The sequence below is a fragment of the Enterobacter cloacae complex sp. IR5384 genome (assembly GCF_049237265.1).
GTDB classification, from domain to species: domain Bacteria; phylum Pseudomonadota; class Gammaproteobacteria; order Enterobacterales; family Enterobacteriaceae; genus Enterobacter; species Enterobacter cloacae.
Map to the genome: position 1 here is coordinate 55,670 of NZ_JBMKHJ010000021.1, position 17,789 is coordinate 73,458.

Here is a 17,789-nt window from a genome sequence, read left to right on the forward strand (position 1 = left end):
GCTTGCCGGGGCTACATCTGAGGACTCATGCTATGCCTGATGACCATCGCGTTTACAGTTATTCCGCCGTCCTGATGGGATCGCCCATTCTCCTCAAACTCTTTTCCCATGACGAAGCCCTCGCCTCCCGCGTGTTTCGCCTGATCAAACAGTACGAAGATCTGCTTACCGTTAACCGTGCGCACTCTGAAGTTATGGATATCAACCATGCGGCGGGGCAGCGGCCCGTCAGCGTCAGCCGTCCGGTGTTCGAGCTGATCCGCTGCGCAAAAGCGGCGAGCCTGCTCAAGGACAGCGCGTTTAACCTGGCGATTGGCCCGCTGGTGAAACGGTGGAAAATCGGCTTTCGCGGCGACAGCGTGCCGCCCGCCGAAGACATCGCCGCCTTGCTGGCGATTACCCGTCCTGAGGATGTGGTGCTGGACGAGGCCAGCAGTAGCGTCTTTTTGACCCAAAAAGGGATGGAGATTGATCTGGGCGCCATCGCCAAAGGCTATATCGCTGACAGGGTGCGGGATTATCTGCGCAAAGAGGGCGCTGAACTTGGGCTGATCAACCTCGGGGGCAATATCCAGACGCTGGGCTCGCCGGAGGGGGGCTGGAGCGTGGGGCTTAAAAAACCGTTTGCGGGTGATGAGCTGATCGGCGCGATGACGGTAGAGAACCGCTCCGTGGTGACGTCGGGAACCTATGAACGCTACTTTGAACAAAACGGCAGGCGCTACCACCATATCCTTGACCCGCGTACCGGGTATCCGCTGGATAACGAACTGGACAGCGTGACCATCATTTCAAACGATTCCATCGACGGGGATATCTGGACCACGCTGATGTACGGCATGGGCGTGGAGAAAGGCTGCGCGGTGCTGCGCGCGCGACCTGATATTGAAGCGATTTTTGTGACCAAAACAAAAGAAGTGGTGCTCTCTTCAGCGCACCACTTCCGCTTTACCTTGCTGGATAACAGCTATCGCATTACTGACAGTACTGTTTGAGCAGGCCTGTCTGCTCGGGCTGGAGACGGTAACGATATACCGGGCGCCCGGTAGCGCCATAGTGAATGCTGGTGAACAGGATATTGATTTGCGCCAGCCAGATCAGATATTTGCGGCAGGAGACGCGCGAGATATTCACTGCACTGGCCAGGTCATCGGTGGAAAACTCGGTCTCCGGGTGAGCGTCAATCCACTGGCAGATAGTGCGCAGCGTTTGCGGCGTTAACCCTTTTGGCAGCTTTTTGCTGTCTGCCAGCTCCGGCGCGCCGCCGTGGATCAGCCTGTCGACGTCCGCCTGCTCATAATACTGGTGCGAGCCCATCAGGCTGTGCTTTGCCTTCCAGCCGTTCAGCGCCTCTTCAAAGCGCGGGAACTGGAACGGTTTAATCAGATAATCCACCACGCCGTAATGGATAGAGGTCTGGATTGTCGCGGCGTCCGCAGCCGAAGAGATCATAATGACATCGATTGGGCGACCGGAGGCGCGGATCACCGGCAGCAGATCCAGCCCGTTATCCTGCTGCATGTAGACATCCAGCAGCACCAGATCAACCGGCTGGGCAGGGTTGTTAATAATGGCCTCGGCCTGGTTCAGCGTGGAGGCGACGCCGCAGCAGCTAAAGCCTTCAACACGGTTAACATACAGACGGTTGAGGTCGGCTACCATGGCGTCATCATCGACAATTAATACATTTATCACGCGATATTCCTCTCGCTATCCCAGGGGATGTGAACAAAAAATTGGGTAAATACGCCAGGTTCAGATTCGACGGTGATATCACCGCCCAGGTTCTGAATTTGCTGGCGGGCAAGGAACAGCCCAACGCCCCGGTTTTCACCTTTTGTTGAGAAGCCTTTAGTAAAAATAGTCTCCAGCTGGGCGGGATCAATTCCCGGGCCGTCATCGCTGACTTCACAGCTGAGCCAGCCATTCTGATAGTGCAGCAGCAGGGTGATTTCGCCTTCCGGCTGGCCCTCCATCGCGTCCAGTGCGTTTTCAATCAAATTACCGAGCACGGTGACCAGCACCGCGACCTGCTCTTCGTTGGCGGTATCCGGTATCTGGCACTCATCCGCCAGGGTGAGGGTGATCCCCGCTTCTTTCGCCCGGTTGATTTTACCCAGCAGGAACCCGGCAATCACCGGCGATTTCACCTTGCTCTGGATGGTGCCAATGTCCGTCTGATAATTGTGCGCTGTCTGCAGGATGTACTCTTCCAGTTTGTCGTAGCGCTTGATATGCAGCAGGCCCAGGATCACGTGCAGTTTGTTCATAAACTCGTGCGTGTGGGCGCGCAGGGCATCGACGTAATTCACCATGCCGTCGATGCGCTGCATCAGCTGGCTGATTTCGGTTTTGTCGCGGAAGGTGGTGATGGCGCCTATCACCCGCTCCTGGCTTTTCACCGGCACCATGTTGCACAGCAGCAGCCGTCCGTTGCAGCTGATCTCCTGATCCTGACGCGTGATGCCCGTCTTTGACACCTCACGCAGGCTGGCCAGCAGGGGCGCGCTGGCGTTTTCGGTCTGCTTGCCGGAGGGCAGGAGCAATATCTCTCTGGCGGTGTGGTTTATCATCGTCACGCGGCCATGAATATCGACCGCTAACACTCCTTCGCGCAGCGACTGCAGCATCGCCTGACGTTGTTCAAACAGCGCGGAGATTTCATACGGCTCCAGCCCGAACAGGATGCGTTTCAGAACGCGAACCAGTCCCCAGATCGCCATGGAGCTCATAAAGATACTGAACAAAATGGTCCAGACGGCGTTGAGTCGCCCGCGGGCGATCTGGTCTTCCACTTTTTTTAGCGAGATGCCGACCACCACCACGCCGATCTGCTCGTGCTGGCTGTCATACACGGGCGTAAATACGCGAAGGGCTTCCGCGAGCGCGCCCCGGTTAACGGAGACGTTCTCTTTCCCTTCCAGCGCCGGGTTCAGATCGTCGCCGATAAAATGCAGGCCAATCAGCGCTTCGTTCGGGTGCGAATAGCGAATACCGCGCATGTCGGTGACCACGGTCAGCAGCAGGTCGTTGCGTTTTGTAACGCCCTGGGCGATGGGCTGGATGATATCGGCCTGCGGCGGTTGCATCAGGCCACGCTGGATCTCCGGGCTGTTCGCCAGTGTTCGGGCAATACCCAGCGCCGTATCTTTGACGTCATCGCGGGTCGCCCGGGTGATCTGCACTGAATAGAGCGCAAAGACCAGCAGCAGCACAGAGGCGATGATCGCGCACACCATCAACGTGACCAGCGTGTTCAGTTTCATGGGGCGCTTGCGCGTCTGGGGAAAGGGCTGCAAATCGCTCATCAACACTCCGCGATGAAGAAGAAAGGGGTAATTATCGCCGATGACGCGCTTTTCTTAAAGCTGTGTAAAAGCATGCATTTGCTCCGCTTTTCGTGACCCTCCTCGCATGTCATCCATATAAAACACTTTATAGTGTGTGGGTACTCATAATAAGGAGGCTGTTTATGAGCATTATGCTTACCGGTTCGGTCAAGGAAAGACGGCACGCCAGCACGATGAATATCGATAGATTGTCCACGCTGGACATGCTGAAAGTCATTCACCAGGATGATGCACTTATCTCCGCTGCAATCACCCCTTTTTTACCCATTATTGCCCGTGTGGTGGATAACGCTGCCGCGACCCTGAGCCACGGGGGGCGTCTGGTCATGGTTGGCGCGGGGTCGTCCGGCTGTGTGGCAAAACAGGCGGCGGATGAGTATGCCCCGGGTAAAACCCCGGTGATTGCCATCACGGCGGACGACGGTGCGACAAGCTACGAGCGCGGCGTTGCCGACCTGCAGGCGATTAACTTTGGCGAGCACGATATGATGCTGGCGGTCACCCTAAGCGGAAAAACGCCGTGGGTCTGGGGCGCCATGCGGCATGCGTGGTCGCTCGGTTCACCGGTGGCGGTGATTACCGATAATGCGCAAAGCGAAGCGGCGCAGCTGGCAAGTATGGTGATTGCGCCAGAGCTGGGCCCGGATGTGGTTGCCGGGTATCTGAACACCAAAGCGGCCATCGCGCAGAAAATGATCCTCTCTATGGTGACCACCGGGCTGGCCGTCCGCACCGGGCGGGTTTACAGCAACCTGCGCGTGGATCTGGAGGCGAGCAGCACCCAGTGGGCTGAACGGCAAATCGCGATAGTGATGGAAGCGGGGGGATGCACCCGAGCGGTAGCAAAAGCCGCGCTGGAGAGCTGTAACCATAACTGCAAAACGGCGGTGCTGATGGTGCTGACCGGGCTGGATGCATGGAAAGCGCATGAGTTACTTGCGCAGAACAACGGGTTTATTCGGGTGGCGTTGCAGGAAGCGCCGTAATAGAGCGCGCAGGAATAAAAAAAGGCCGCGATTGCGGCCTTTGGTGTTTTGGTGGATTAGAACTGGTAGGTCATGCCTACGCCAACGATGTCATCGGTGGAGATGCCATTGGCTTCGTAGAAGCGATCATCGTTATCCAGCAGGTTGATTTTGTAATCAACATAGGTGGAGAAGTTTTTATTGAAAGTGTAGGTCATGCCAACATCGATATAGTTCACGAGATCAACATCACCGTGCTGGCCCTGAGGATTACTGCGGTTACCTGGGTAAGTCATGTCTTTACCCTTAGAGTAAACCCATGCCAGGGATGGACGCAGACCGAAGTCGAACTGATATTGTGCTACTGCTTCGAAGTTCTGAGTTTGATCCGCGATACCATAATCACCATATGGCGTCATATTGCGAGTTTCAGCATACATCATCGCCAGATAGATGTTGTTAGCATCATATTTCGCACCCAGAGTCCATGCTTCTGCTGTTTTACCGCCCGCGTAACGAGCGCTGTATTTCTCACCGTAACCTTCTTGTTTGTTGCTACGATCAGAGGAAGAATATGCCGCACCCAGGCTCAGGCCGAAATCGAAATCATAGGTGGTAGACATACCGAAGCCGTCGCCATTCTGGAAACGCACGTCGTCATGACCATTTTTGGTTCCTTCCTGATCTTCTGTCGCGTCCTGACCTTCATTCGCGCCCTGATATTGCAGCGCAAAATTCAGACCTTCAACCAGACCAAAGAAATCCGTATTACGGTAGGTCGCCAGACCGTTAGCACGGCCATTCATAAAGTTATCAGTCCAGGTGTAGGAATCACCACCAAATACCGGCAGCATATCGGTCCAGGCTTCTACGTCATAGACGACACCATAATTACGGCCATAATCAAATGAACCGTATTCGCCATATTTCAGACCCGCATAGGCCAGACGGTTAAAGGATTTATCACCGGCGGACTCAGTATTATTTGCGTAGGTTTTATATTCCCACTGGCCGTAACCGATCAGATCGTTGGTGATCTGAGTTTCACCTTTGAAGCCAACCTGCACATAGGTTTCATCGCCATCGTCGCCAGGGTTGTCAGAGAAGGTATGACGTGCATCGACTTTACCGTACAGGTCAACTTTATTACCGTCTTTATTGTACATCTCAGCGGCATTTGCTGCGCCAGCCATTAATAACGCGGGTACAAGAATGGCCAATACTTTTCTTTTCATTATATATTCCCTTTAGAGATAATTTATATGAATATATGTAATCACGCTCCGCAACTACAGCGTCGATACTATTCCAGGAGAGGCGGTTTAAGTTCAATAATAAATGTAATTAAATGGGTAAAAATATTACTAAATATTTCTAAGTGTCGCTTTATTTTTCTCGTGAATTATAATTTGAAATATATATTGGTTAATTATTGTTAAGTATTTTTCGTGGTTATTTTATAAATTCTATTATTAGCCTTAATTATATTTCTCCGAATTAAACACTCACCAGTCGTCCTCTTCTGTAACCTTGCCCAGGATCAACTTAAGGCAAACTGAGCGTCAGAAACCTTCACACAGCACAGGGTTTAATGCCAAAATGTGACAGTTGTCACAAAACTAAAGTAAGCATGTGCAAACGGTACGGCAGTGACCGTGGAGTGAAAGATGGAACGAAAAATCGAACGCAGCCTGGGAGGCAAACTGGCCCTGTGGGTGTTTTACGCTTTTTGCGGTTACTTTGTCTGGGCGATGGCCCGGTATGTTTGGGTCATCAGTAAAATACCGTCGCTGCCGAATGCAGCAGTGGAAGGGGATTTGGGTTCGACCAGCGGCAAATGGCTTGGGGCATTGCTGGGGTGTCTGGTGCTGGGCACGGTCGGCCTGATCCTGGGTGGGATTGCGTGGTACACCCGTCCCCGTCAGGACAACTCGTGATAGCGTCCGGGAAAGTTGCTATTGTAACCATTTTAACAACAGGACGTGATGATGGAACTTACGCAGTGGCAGCAACGTTTTGAGCGCTGGCTCGGGGAAAACCACACCACCGACGACACCGCGCATGATATTTCGCACTTTCGTCGCGTCTGGATGACGGCGCAAAAAATCATGGCTAACCAGGCGGTCGAGCCGCTGGTGATCCTGACCGCATGCTATTTCCATGATATTGTCAGCCTGCCGAAAAACCATCCTGAACGCGGCCAGTCATCCCAGCTGGCAGCGCGTAAAACGCGTGAGATCCTGCATCGCGACTTCCCGGACTTTCCCCCCGCGCATTATGACGCCGTGGCGCATGCTATTGAGGCGCACAGCTTCAGCGCCGGGATCGCGCCGCAGAGTCTGGAAGCGAAAATTGTGCAGGATGCTGACCGGCTGGAAGCGTTAGGGGCGATTGGCCTGGCGCGCGTGTTTGCCGTTTCGGGGGCGCTGGGCGTGCCGCTTTTTGACGCACGCGATCCCTTTGCTGATGCGCGAACCCTTGATGACCGGGCGTTTGCCCTCGACCATTTTCAGACCAAGCTGCTGCGCCTGCCTGATACAATGCAAACAGAAATGGGGCGCGAGCTGGCACGCCACAACGCCGATTTTCTCATCCAGTTTATGGCAAAACTGAGTGCCGAATTACAGGGTGACTGCCTGGGGCTGGATAGCCAGGTACTGAGCCGCTTCCGCCGCAGTTTGCACCGTTGAACTGTGGTAATCTGTTTCCAGTCTTTATTGTCCGGTTAAAAGAATGCAGGAAAATCGATCAGTGAGTGAGCCCGCACCTGAGCAGGCTGAGAAATCAACGGCAACGGTGCAGGCGCTGCTGCGCCAGCTGCTGGATATCTATGATGCCAAAACCCTCGCCAGCCAGCTCATGGCACAGGGTGAGGGTCACTGGAGCCCGGCAATCATTAAGAGACTTATCACCAGCGAGCGGGCAGGGCATCGCCTGAGCGACGGCGAGTTTCGTTATCTGCAAACATTGCTTCCGCGTCCTTCCGCCGCCCATCCCCATTATGCCTTCCGCTTTATCGATCTGTTTGCCGGTATCGGGGGCATTCGACACGGATTTGAAGCCATCGGCGGACAGTGCGTCTTCACCAGCGAGTGGAACAAACACGCGGTCCGCACCTATAAAGCCAACTGGTATTGTGACCCCGACGCGCATCAGTTCAACGCGGATATCCGCGATGTCACGCTGAGCCATAAAAGCGGCGTGAGCGATGAAGAGGCGGCAGAGCATATTCGCCAGAACATCCCGGCGCATGACGTACTGCTGGCGGGCTTCCCGTGCCAGCCATTCTCGCTCGCTGGGGTATCGAAGAAAAATGCCCTCGGACGTGCCCACGGTTTTGCCTGCGATACGCAGGGAACCCTGTTTTTTGATGTCGCCCGTATTATCGATGCCCGCCGTCCGGCCATTTTTGTGCTGGAAAACGTCAAGAATTTAAAGAGTCATGACGGCGGTAAAACCTTCCGCATTATTATGCAGACGCTGGATGAGCTGGGCTACGACGTGGCGGACTCCCAGAATATGGGTGCCGATGATCCGAAAATCATTGACGGGAAATATTTCCTGCCCCAGCACCGGGAACGTATTGTGCTGGTCGGATTCCGCCGCGATCTCAACCTGAAAGGTGATTTTACCCTGCGGGATATCCCGTCGCTCTATCCGGCGCGCCGTCTGTCCGTCGCCGATCTTCTGGAGCCCGCCGTCGACGCGAAATTTATCCTCACCCCGGTGCTGTGGAAGTACCTCTATCGCTATGCCAAAAAGCATCAGGCAAAAGGCAACGGTTTTGGTTTTGGCCTGGTCAACCCGAACGATCCGCACTGTGTCACCCGCACCCTGTCCGCGCGCTATTACAAAGACGGTGCGGAGATCCTGATCGATCGTGGCTGGGACAAAGCGCTGGGCGAGAAAGACTTTGATAACCCTGAGAACCAGCGTCATCGTCCACGTCGCTTAACCCCACGCGAGTGCGCGCGGCTGATGGGGTTTGAGACGCCGCAGGGGTACAGCTTCCGCATTCCGGTCTCTGATACGCAGGCCTACCGACAGTTTGGCAACTCGGTGGTGGTGCCCGCCTTTGCGGCGGTGGCGAAACTGCTGTCCTCACGCATTAAACAGGCGGTTGCCCTGCGCCAGAGTGAGGCCGTCAGTGACGGATGTGCACAATAAGGCGACGCGCAGTAAAAACATGCGTGCCATCGGTACGCGTGATACGGCGATTGAGAAACGCCTCGCCGGGCTACTGACTGAGGCAGGCTTTGACTTTCGGGTGCAGGATGCCGCACTTGCCGGGCGTCCTGATTTCGTCATTGATGCCTATGAGTGCATTATCTTTACCCACGGCTGCTTCTGGCACCGTCACGACTGCTATCTGTTTAAAGTCCCGGCGACGCGCACCGATTTCTGGCTGGAGAAGATTGGCAAAAACGTCCAGCGCGATCGGCGGGATATCGCCACGCTTGTCGAACAGGGATGGCGGGTGCTGGTGGTGTGGGAGTGTGCGCTACGCGGCAGACTGAAGCTGAACGATCGGGATCTGACCGAACGGCTGGAAGAGTGGATCTGCGGCGGCGGTCAGACCGCGCAGATCGACACTCAGGGCATTCATCCGTTTACGGTTTCTCCACCTGACACGGCACCACCTCAGGCTTAGCGGGCAGCAGGTATTTCCCCAGCGTGACCAGCACCACGGCAAACACAATTACGCCCAGCGCCAGCCATTCAACCGGCGACAGCGTTTCACCGCCGAGTCCCGTTCCCAGCAGCACGGCCACGACCGGGTTAACGTAGGCGTAGCTGGTGGCGACCGCCGGAGAGACGTTGCGGATGAGGAACATGTACGCATTAATGGCAATGATGGAGCCAAACAGCGCCAGATAACCCACGGCGAGGAAGCCAGACAGATCCGGCATGGTTGTCAGCGTTTCCCCCGTCAGCGTGGAGGCAATCAGCAGCACAATGCCTGCGGCAAGCATCTCAATAGCGCCCGCCATCATGCCGGACGGCAGCTCAATACGCGAACCGTAGACGGAGCCAAACGCCCAGCTCATGGATCCGATAAGGATAATCACGGCCCCCCACGGGTTACCGCTCAGGTTGCCGCCGCTGTTGAGCAGAATGATCCCGGCGAGCCCAATTCCAATCCCCAGCCATTCCAGCTTGCGGGTGCGAATGCCGAAAAGACGGCTAAAGCAGAGCGTGAACAGCGGGACAGTGGCGACCACTACCGCCGCGATACCGGAGGGCACGTTCTGATGTTCAGCAACCGTGACAAAGCCGTTGCCCACGGCCAGCAGCAGCAGGCCAATCAGCGCCGCATTCAGCATCGGGCGCAGCGGGGGGAGTTTATGTCCGCGCAGCAGCAGGAAGGCCATCAGCAGGACGCCAGCCGAGAGAAAACGGATACCCGCCATCATCAGCGGAGGCCAGCTTTCCACCCCAATGCGAATGACGAAGTAGGTTGACCCCCAGATGATATACAGCGAAAAGAGCGCCCCGATGAGCGGTAGTAAGTGCCGAAAACGCATAGTCCCTCACGACGAAATAAAAAGTTCGCTCATAGTAAACGCCAAAACTACCGGGCTGGCGAGCCCTTTAATTGTGTAGTTGCTGTGAAATTTTTGTTGACGCAATGTGCCTGTTTCCGGGTGTGCGGTTTTGTTCCATACTATTCACTTAATTAGCAAAAAAAGAAGGATAGTCATTTTGGCGGGAAGTAGCTTATTAACATTGCTGGACGATATTGCCACCTTGCTGGACGATATTTCCGTTATGGGAAAACTGGCGGCGAAGAAAACAGCAGGGGTTCTGGGGGATGATTTATCGCTAAATGCGCAACAGGTAAGCGGGGTGCGGGCTAACCGTGAGTTGCCGGTAGTATGGGGCGTGGCGAAAGGCTCATTCCTCAACAAGGTGATCCTGGTGCCGCTGGCGCTGCTGATCAGCGCCTTTATCCCCTGGGCGATTACGCCGCTGCTGATGATTGGCGGCGCATTTTTATGCTTTGAAGGGGTAGAGAAGGTGCTGCACTCCTTCGCCGCGAGGAAGAAGCACGACACGCCAGAAATGCGCCAGCAGCGTCTGGAAGCACTGGCTGCGCAGGATCCAAAAACCTTCGAACGCGATAAAATCAAGGGCGCCGTTCGTACCGACTTTATTCTGTCGGCGGAGATTGTGGCTATTACCCTGGGTATCGTGTCTGAATCGCCGCTGCTGAATCAGGTGCTGATCCTCTCCGGGATCGCCATTCTGGTGACGGTGGGGGTTTACGGCCTGGTGGGGCTTATCGTTAAACTCGACGACATTGGCCTCTGGCTGGAAGAGAAATCGAGCGCGGTAGCGAAAGGGATCGGTAAAAGCCTGCTGGTGCTCGCCCCGTGGTTGATGAAGAGTCTTTCCGTGGTGGGGACGTTGGCGATGTTCCTTGTCGGCGGTGGGATTGTGGTACACGGTATTGCGCCGCTGCACCATGCGATAGAACATTTTGCTGCACAGCAGGGCGCCGTGGTGGCGGCCATTCTGCCTACGCTGCTTAATCTGGTGCTGGGCTTTATTGTGGGCAGTATCGTGGTCGCCGCAGTGAAGCTGGTTGAAAAGCTGCGCGGTGCGGCGCACTAATTGTTACCCGCGCCAGGATGCAAAAAGGCCATTCCTCGTCTAAATTGAAAAAGTTTCACCCTGATACAGGAGGCAGGTATGGTCTTTTTGGTCAGTGATGAAGTTAAGCCTAAGAAGGGCGGCCCACGTATGATTGTCACCGGCTATTCCAGCGGAATGGTGGAGTGTCGGTGGCATGACGGTTACAGCATCAAGCGGGAAGCGTTTCGTGAAGATGAGCTTCAGCCGGGTGACGGGCGGCAAAAGCGTGACAAGGCTTAATCACTTAACGCCCGGCCTTGCCGGGCGTTTTTATATCAAGTATCGGGTGTAAGGAAGCGATCAGGGAGTATGTGTGCAGCGTGATACCTTTGTTGTAAGACGAACTTTTCTGCAATGGCTGCATAAGCGTAGCAATCCAGGTGCGATTGTTAATCTCTGTTTTCTGGTGGTACTGGTTTTTTCGACCCTCCTCACCTGGCGTGAAGTGGTGGTGCTGGAAGATGCCTATATCTCAAGCCAGCGCAACCATCTGGAAACGGTGGCCACGTCGCTCGACAGACAGCTTCAGTTCAGCGTGGACAAACTGCTTTTTTTTCGCCAGAGCATGCGCGATGCGCTCCAGACGCCGCTGGCGTTTGATGTCCTGCGTGCAGCGGTGACACGCTTCAATGCAGACCGGTCTCGTCCTTTCTGGCAACTTGCCGTGGATACAAAACGTACGCTGCCCATCAACGGCGTATCGGATGCCTTTGTTGAAAAGACCACGCTGCTTAATCGCGACGATGAACTTCTCGATAATGAAGTGTCTGCTGCGCTTGAAGTGGGCTATTTGCTCAGGCTGGCCTCACCGGTCATGCGCAGCGAAGAACGTGTGGTCTATGTCTCCCGCGCCGGGTTTTACCTCTCCACGGAGACAGCGACACAGACTGCCGATATTATCCCGCGCTATTACCATCTGGTGACCCAGCCCTGGTTTACGCAGCAAACGGAACGTAACAACCGTGCGCGCGCGGTGTTGTGGTTTATCACCTCGCCGTCAACCTGGACGGGCAACGAGCGCATGATCACCGCCAGCGTACCCATCTATTTTGACCATTACTGGTACGGCGTGGTGGCGATGGATTTTTCTCTCAATACCATGAAACGGATGCTGGCCGACGCGACGGATGACCACGCCGAGGGCGAATATCAGCTGTATGATACCCGGCTCAATATGATTGCCTCTTCTGAAGCGTCCACAAGCGAGGCCAACCATTTTGATGAGCGTGAAACGGCACAGATTGCGCATGCTATTGAGAACAATACCGGCGGCGGGATCCGGCTCGGCAGCCGTTTTGTCAGCTGGGAGCGGCTCGACCATTTTGACGGGGTTATCCTGCGGGTGCATACCCTGCATGAAGGGGTAAAAGGCGACTTCGGCAGCATCAGTATCGTGCTGGCGCTCCTGTGGGCGCTCTTCACCGCCATGCTGCTGATCTCCTGGCTGGTGATCCGCCGGATGGTCAGCAACATGTACACGCTCCAGCACTCGTTGCAGTGGCAGGCCTGGCACGATCCGCTCACCCGCCTCCATAACCGTGGGGCGCTGTTCGAGCGGGCAAAAGCGCTGGCCGGGCAATGTCAGGCGCAGTCGCTGCCGTTCTCGGTGGTGCAGATCGATCTCGATTATTTTAAAAGCATTAACGACCGCTTCGGCCATCAGGCCGGAGATAAGGTGCTGTCCCATGCGGCGGGGCTGATTGCCAGCGCCCTGCGTAAGAACGACGTTGCCGGGCGCGTGGGCGGGGAAGAGTTTTGCGTGGTCCTGCCGGGTATCGGGCTGGAGGAGGCGAGAGCGGTGGCGGAACGCATTCGCTCACGCATCGACAGCAAAGAGATCCTGGTGAAAAAGAGCACGACGTTGCGTATCAGCGCGTCGATGGGGGTCAGCTGCGCGCAGGAGAAGGGGAATTACGACTTCGAACAGCTGCAGTCGATAGCGGATGCCCGGCTGTATCTGGCAAAACAGCGCGGCCGCAACCAGGTGGTCTGGGACGATCACGACAAGAAGTGATCCAGCCCTTCATGCCAGCCCGCCGGTCCTGCTTGCTGCGTGTGATACACCCGGGCAGGGTTATCGTCGCGCAGCGTGATGCCCTGGCGGTTAATGCCCTTGATCACCACCGCGAAGTCGACGCTGTCGAGCAGGGGCGCATCATTCGGACCATCGCCCAGCCCGAGCGTCGTGGGCATGATGCCTTCCTGTTCGCGATACTGCGCAATGAGCCAGTTCACCGCCACGTCCTTTCCGCAGCGGGCGTCCAGAATGTGCCAGAAGCGGGCACCCTGCAGGCATTTAAGACCGCGCTGCGCCAGCTCCTCTTCAAACTGCACCATTTTCTCATCGGTGTCGCGCCAGATGAGCGTGACAGAGGCTTCATGTTTACGCGCAAGCGTGGAACGATAGCGGCTCAGCCCCGTCCATTCGCCGATCACCCGGTCATCGACATCGTCAAAGGTGGTGAATTTATACCCTGCCTGCAGGCGGATTTGCTCGATGAACGGGCGAATGTCGCGGTGAAGCATTCCCATAGTATGGCGCTGCGCCTTTTCCCAACGGACATCGGGCTGGATGACCGCGCCGTTTTCGGCAATAAACGGTAACCCCTCGAGGCCCAGATCCTGCTGAATATCCTGCATCTCCGCTGCGGTTTTGCTGCTGCACAGAATGAGCGGTACCTGAAAATCCTGCAGCTTATCCAGCCAGGGCATTGCCGGCTGCCAGGCGTAGGTATGAATATCCAGCAACGAACCATCCAGGTCGGAAAAAACCAGCAGGGTGTCCTGCAGGGAAGGCCGTGCAGCTCCCGATTGCGAATAGTGCCTCATCTAAGAATTTTCCTAAAAAAATAGGACTGTCGGAAGGGAAACGAGCGGAACCGATCCCGCCAAACCCGCATTCGACGTACCTTGCTGCTCATAACAAAAATTCACGTTTAAAAAATATAATATTCGCCACGAGAATATATGCTTGTCAGGCAAAATCGTTGAGGATAGTGTTTCAGCTACATCAGATTTCCTGGTGTAACGAATTTTCAAGTGCTTCTTGCATAAGCAAGTTTGATCCCGGCCATCCCCATGACCGGGATTTTTTTCGTCCTAACGATTCGCTTCAGACACGCTAAAGTCATGGATATCAAGCTCGAAGGCCTCGGCCAGTTCACGGTAGGTGTGATAATCCCTTCCGTTGACGATGACCCGGTCAGAGTTGTCATCCGTACGACGAACTTCTGACTCACTGATCTCATTGATGGCGGCCAACAGGGCATCGACATCCACTTCGACCTCGCGTTTGATGGTGTCGCTGTACTCTTTATCGGTCTTCATTTCGGGGTCCTCATTCAACCGTGTCCAACATTGATTATAGACTGAACACAAAAACGCCATTCGCGCGCCGTGGCGATGTGTGTTTTTGCGTTTTGTTCTACACTGGCTCAAAACCACAGGAGGAACGTATGAAGATTAACGATCGGGTTACTGTCAAAACGGACGGTGGACCGCGCCGCCCGGGGGTGGTACTGGCAATTGAAGAGTTTAGTGAAGGTACAATGTATCTGGTATCACTGGAAGACTACCCGCTCGGCATCTGGTTCTTTAACGAACTGGGGCATCCGGATGGCATCTTTGTGGAAAAAGCGGAGTAACACGGCATCGGGTGCCCGACAGCGCCCGTAAAAGCAAAAATCTCTGGCCAGGCCAGAGATCGTGTAGGGTACTCAAGGTCTTATGCAACTAACGCATGTTGACGAAAATCCCGTTCGTCACATTATCGGTCAGGCGGACAACGTGGTAGATCACTTGCTTATTATGGGTTTTAATCTTCCTTTTAATATTTCCTTTATGTGACGAAACGGTTTTCGCTTTAATATTCATCTGGTCTGAAATTTGAATCGTTCCTTGCCCGGCCATCCACATTCGCAGCATGCTTGATTCAGTTCTGCTTAATGATAGGGTGGGTAAGTTAACCGCTCCTACATTCTTAACTTCCTTATTCAAATAATCCCCCAGAATGTCATCCAGCGACTCTGGTTTTATCGATTTAGAACTGATCAATAAATTTTTACGGACCAACAAATACTCATCGAAATGGATATTTGCGATCGCCATAAAAACAATAAACAGGGTTTTAGGATGCTGATTAATGATTTGCTTAATGTGCTGACTGTTGGCTGGATCGTGAATGAAACAGTCCTCATTAATAAACACCACGCCTGGTTTGAGTTCATCACAAGCGGCTGCGAGCTCCTCAACGGTGTGTGCGTCGTTGATGTCTCTCTTTCTTACCCCTCTGCTTGCCAGATACCCGGTTAACCCTAGCCGGGTGTAGCTGCATAAATCCATAATGATCGTTGACATGGCATACCCTCACTCAATGCGTAACGATAATTCACCATCTGCCTGAGAGCTCATAAACAGCCATACGGGATGGAAAAAATTAATAAACCTGTGAGCATGACAAAGACTTTCAGGCGGACTCACTATCCCGTAAAGTTACGTATAATTTGCCAGGAATCATCTTAAAGTAAAGTAAATATTAAGTATTGTGAGGTGGTTAGAAACAATTAAACCGCGTCAGATATATCCTGGAAGATGTTTTTCGTGTTTTATTTTAGGAATATCCTCAGAAAGACAATATCAACTGTGAGGACTATTATTTACGTGGCAGCTCGCTGACAATATCCGCTAAGAGGTTGAATATCTCGCCGAATAAATGCTCACAGAAGGGGGCGATAAGTGGCATTAGCAATGACATTAATAAAATTCCCACCGTCAGCGTCAGCGGAAAACCAATGACGAACACCGACAGTTGCGGGGCCATGCGGTTAAGTAAACCCAACGCCAGGTTCACGGTCAGGAGCAGGGTGATGATCGGCAGCGCCAGCATCAATCCGTTGAGGAACACCAGCCCTGCGGCGCGGATGAGTGCCAGGAACGCATTGCTGTTAACCGGGTTTTCCCCAATGGGCAGCGTGTGGAAGGTATCCACCAGCATGGAGATGAGCCACAGATGGCCGTTAAACGACAGGAAAAGCAGCATCGCCAGCATATCGATAATGCGCGCCAGCACCGGCATGTTGAGGTGGCTGCCAGGGTCGACAAACGTGGCGAACGATAGCCCCATCTGCAGGCCGATCAGTTCCCCGGCGGTGCGCACGGCCGCAAAGGCCAGCTGCATGGTAAAACCAACCGCGACGCCAATCAGAATTTGCTGCAACGCCACCCATACCGCATTGGCGGAGAAGATCGGGATATTCACCGGAGGCAGGGAAGGGGCAACGATGATGGTGATGATGATGCCCAGCCCCACTTTGACCCGCTTCGGGATCGCTTTCTCGCTCAGGATGGGGGCGGTGGTGATCAGCGCCAGGATGCGCAGCATGGGCCAGAAATAGACCCCAAGCCACTGAATCCACTGGTCGCTGGTAAAATGGAGCATCGTCGCGTCAGCCGATGATGTACGGCAGATTGGTAAACAGGTTACGCATGTAGTCCAGCAGCAGATTGAGCATCCACGGCCCGGCAACAATGATTGCCACGAACACGGCGATGATTTTCGGAATGAACGAGAGCGTCATTTCGTTAATCTGCGTGGCGGCCTGCAGAATACTGATGATCAGACCGGTCACCAGGGCGACAAGCAGCAGCGGCGCGGCAACGGCAATTGCGATTTTCATCGCTTCCGTGCCCATCATCATGACCGATTCTGGCGTCATTGCGCGCTCCTCAACTGTAGAAACTCTGCGCCAGCGAACTGACCAGCAGCTGCCAGCCGTCGACCAGCACAAAGAGCATGATCTTAAAGGGCAGGGCAATGGTGGCTGGCGGTACCATCATCATACCGAGCGCCATCAGTACGCTGGCGATCACCAGGTCGATAATCAGGAACGGAATAAAGATGGTAAAGCCAATCTGGAAGGCGGTTTTCAGCTCGCTGGTGACGTACGCAGGCAGCAGTATGCGCATCGGCACGGCTTCCGGGCCCTGCAGCTCCCCGGTGTTGGAAAGGCGGGCAAAGAGGGCCAGATCCGCTTCGCGCGTCTGGCGCAGCATGAATTCACGCAGCGGCTGAGCGCCTTTCTCCAGCGCCTCCTGCATGGAGATTTTATCTTCACTGAACGGCTGGTAGGCGTCGGTATAAATCTTATCGATAACCGGCGACATAATAAAAAAGGTTAAAAACAGGGCCAGGCCCAGCAGCACCTGGTTCGGCGGCGCGGAAGGGGTACCCAGCGCGTTTCGCAGCAGGCCAAAGACAATGATGATGCGGGTAAAGCTGGTCATCATCAGCAGGATCGCCGGAATAAAGGTCAGCGAGGTGATGAACACCAGCGTCTGAACCGGGAGCGACCAGCTTTGTCCGCCGCCCGCCAGAGGGGTTGAAACCAGACCGGGCAGTTGCGCATAAACCGCAGGAGCAAACAGGCCAACGCCCGCGAGCGTCAGGGATAACAAACGGCGCATCAGGATCTCCCGGAACGCTTAAGCAAACTCTTCATGACGGACTGGAAATCCGCAGGGGGTTCTGCACGCTCATCACTGATAGCAGGGGCGGGCGGCAGTTTATGTAAAACGTTGACGTTTGACGCGGTGACGCCCAGCACCAGCCGAGCGTCCTCAACGTCTACGATGACCACGCGCTCGCGTGGCCCCAGTGTTGTACTGGCGCTGACCTTCAGACCGCGCGTCCCGGCGGTTTTACCCGCCAGGCCAAAACGCTTCGCCAGCCAGGCGGCGATAAGAATAAAGGCAATAATACCGAGCAACGCACCGCTCACCTGGAGCAGCGGTGAGCCGGGAACGGCGGAAGGTTGTGATACTGTTGCCTGGGTTTTCATTC

The 17,789-nt window shown here is 54.7% G+C and carries 20 protein-coding genes and 1 pseudogene; 10 read left to right on the forward strand and 11 right to left on the reverse strand.

All coding sequences use genetic code 11. The annotated features are described in order from the left end of the window. The first annotated feature begins 32 nt into the window (after nt 1-32). A complete protein-coding gene (locus tag ACOTX3_RS16730; RefSeq protein ID WP_045292550.1) occupies nt 33-995 on the forward strand; it encodes an FAD:protein FMN transferase in 963 nt (320 codons plus the stop codon). Here ACOTX3_RS16730 and dcuR read toward each other — a convergent pair. After that, nucleotides 976-1,695, reverse strand: a complete 720-nt coding sequence (gene dcuR, locus ACOTX3_RS16735; RefSeq protein ID WP_013097755.1) for a two-component system response regulator DcuR — start codon at nt 1,693-1,695, stop codon at nt 976-978. The genes ACOTX3_RS16730 and dcuR overlap by 20 nt on opposite strands. After that, on the reverse strand, nt 1,692-3,308 hold the full coding sequence (locus ACOTX3_RS16740; RefSeq protein WP_045292548.1) for a sensor histidine kinase: 1,617 nt from the start codon (nt 3,306-3,308) through the stop codon (nt 1,692-1,694). The genes dcuR and ACOTX3_RS16740 overlap by 4 nt, the downstream gene beginning before the upstream one ends. A gap of 164 nt (nt 3,309-3,472) precedes the next feature. Between ACOTX3_RS16740 and ACOTX3_RS16745 the strand changes: the two genes are divergently transcribed. Beyond that, nucleotides 3,473-4,336 carry an N-acetylmuramic acid 6-phosphate etherase gene (locus tag ACOTX3_RS16745; RefSeq protein WP_045292546.1) on the forward strand — a complete coding sequence of 288 codons (864 nt, stop codon included), beginning with the start codon at nt 3,473-3,475 and terminating at the stop codon, nt 4,334-4,336. Nucleotides 4,337-4,392: 56 nt separating this feature from the next. Here the strand turns inward: ACOTX3_RS16745 and ompC are convergent, their stop codons facing one another. After that, nucleotides 4,393-5,550, reverse strand: a complete 1,158-nt coding sequence (gene ompC / locus ACOTX3_RS16750) for a porin OmpC (protein ID WP_013097752.1) — start codon at nt 5,548-5,550, stop codon at nt 4,393-4,395. 432 nt (nt 5,551-5,982) lie between these two features. Between ompC and drpB the strand changes: the two genes are divergently transcribed. From drpB to ACOTX3_RS16770, 4 genes are all read left to right on the forward strand, one after another. Further along, nucleotides 5,983-6,252 (forward strand): cell division protein DrpB, encoded by a 270-nt coding sequence (gene drpB / locus ACOTX3_RS16755; RefSeq protein WP_045292542.1) that lies wholly within the window; start codon nt 5,983-5,985, stop codon nt 6,250-6,252. Nucleotides 6,253-6,303: 51 nt separating this feature from the next. Continuing rightward, nucleotides 6,304-7,005: a phosphohydrolase gene (locus ACOTX3_RS16760; RefSeq protein WP_058679638.1), complete on the forward strand. Its 702-nt coding sequence runs from the start codon at nt 6,304-6,306 to the stop codon at nt 7,003-7,005. A 61-nt stretch (nt 7,006-7,066) separates the two neighbouring features. Further along, nucleotides 7,067-8,482: a DNA cytosine methyltransferase gene (locus ACOTX3_RS16765; RefSeq protein ID WP_058679637.1), complete on the forward strand. Its 1,416-nt coding sequence runs from the start codon at nt 7,067-7,069 to the stop codon at nt 8,480-8,482. After that, nucleotides 8,463-8,966 carry a very short patch repair endonuclease gene (locus ACOTX3_RS16770; RefSeq protein ID WP_023619809.1) on the forward strand — a complete coding sequence of 168 codons (504 nt, stop codon included), beginning with the start codon at nt 8,463-8,465 and terminating at the stop codon, nt 8,964-8,966. Before ACOTX3_RS16765 ends, ACOTX3_RS16770 begins: the two co-directional genes overlap by 20 nt. On the opposite strand, the gene yedA is transcribed toward ACOTX3_RS16770, so the two are convergent. Then, a complete protein-coding gene (yedA, locus tag ACOTX3_RS16775) occupies nt 8,926-9,840 on the reverse strand; it encodes a drug/metabolite exporter YedA (protein ID WP_038419986.1) in 915 nt (304 codons plus the stop codon). The genes ACOTX3_RS16770 and yedA overlap by 41 nt on opposite strands. 169 nt (nt 9,841-10,009) lie before the next feature. Here yedA and ACOTX3_RS16780 point away from each other — a divergent pair, with 169 nt between their 5' ends. The 3 genes from ACOTX3_RS16780 (at nt 10,010) to dgcQ (ending at nt 12,965) form a co-directional block, all read left to right on the forward strand. Beyond that, entirely contained in the window at nt 10,010-10,930 is a 921-nt protein-coding gene (locus tag ACOTX3_RS16780) for a DUF808 domain-containing protein (protein ID WP_176601172.1), read from the forward strand. Between the two features lie 78 nt (nt 10,931-11,008). Further along, a complete protein-coding gene (locus ACOTX3_RS16785; RefSeq protein WP_013097745.1) occupies nt 11,009-11,191 on the forward strand; it encodes a YodC family protein in 183 nt (60 codons plus the stop codon). A 73-nt stretch (nt 11,192-11,264) separates the two neighbouring features. Then, nucleotides 11,265-12,965, forward strand: coding sequence for a cellulose biosynthesis regulator diguanylate cyclase DgcQ (gene dgcQ / locus ACOTX3_RS16790; protein WP_058679636.1), 1,701 nt, complete (start codon nt 11,265-11,267; stop codon nt 12,963-12,965). Here the strand turns inward: dgcQ and ACOTX3_RS16795 are convergent. Beyond that, nucleotides 12,950-13,780, reverse strand: coding sequence for a mannosyl-3-phosphoglycerate phosphatase-related protein (locus tag ACOTX3_RS16795; protein WP_058679635.1), 831 nt, complete (start codon nt 13,778-13,780; stop codon nt 12,950-12,952). The genes dgcQ and ACOTX3_RS16795 overlap by 16 nt on opposite strands. 270 nt (nt 13,781-14,050) lie before the next feature. Continuing rightward, complete coding sequence (gene yodD / locus ACOTX3_RS16800) at nt 14,051-14,278, reverse strand: YodD family peroxide/acid resistance protein (RefSeq protein ID WP_013097742.1); 228 nt, start codon at nt 14,276-14,278, stop codon at nt 14,051-14,053. A 128-nt stretch (nt 14,279-14,406) separates the two neighbouring features. Here yodD and dsrB point away from each other — a divergent pair, with 128 nt between their 5' ends. Further along, complete coding sequence (gene dsrB, locus ACOTX3_RS16805; RefSeq protein WP_058679634.1) at nt 14,407-14,595, forward strand: protein DsrB; 189 nt, start codon at nt 14,407-14,409, stop codon at nt 14,593-14,595. 88 nt (nt 14,596-14,683) lie between these two features. On the opposite strand, the gene rcsA is transcribed toward dsrB, so the two are convergent. From rcsA to fliO, 5 genes and pseudogenes are all read right to left on the reverse strand, one after another. Next, complete coding sequence (gene rcsA / locus ACOTX3_RS16810) at nt 14,684-15,307, reverse strand: transcriptional regulator RcsA (RefSeq protein ID WP_013097740.1); 624 nt, start codon at nt 15,305-15,307, stop codon at nt 14,684-14,686. 279 nt (nt 15,308-15,586) lie between these two features. Next, nucleotides 15,587-16,388 (reverse strand): annotated as a pseudogene (gene fliR, locus ACOTX3_RS16815) (flagellar biosynthetic protein FliR). Nucleotides 16,389-16,395: 7 nt separating this feature from the next. After that, on the reverse strand, nt 16,396-16,665 hold the full coding sequence (gene fliQ / locus ACOTX3_RS16820) for a flagellar biosynthesis protein FliQ (protein ID WP_008500315.1): 270 nt from the start codon (nt 16,663-16,665) through the stop codon (nt 16,396-16,398). 10 nt (nt 16,666-16,675) lie between these two features. After that, nucleotides 16,676-17,413 carry a flagellar type III secretion system pore protein FliP gene (gene fliP, locus ACOTX3_RS16825; protein ID WP_013097738.1) on the reverse strand — a complete coding sequence of 246 codons (738 nt, stop codon included), beginning with the start codon at nt 17,411-17,413 and terminating at the stop codon, nt 16,676-16,678. Beyond that, nucleotides 17,413-17,787 (reverse strand): flagellar biosynthetic protein FliO, encoded by a 375-nt coding sequence (gene fliO, locus ACOTX3_RS16830; RefSeq protein ID WP_045292535.1) that lies wholly within the window; start codon nt 17,785-17,787, stop codon nt 17,413-17,415. Before fliO ends, fliP begins: the two co-directional genes overlap by 1 nt. Nucleotides 17,788-17,789 lie beyond the last annotated feature (2 nt).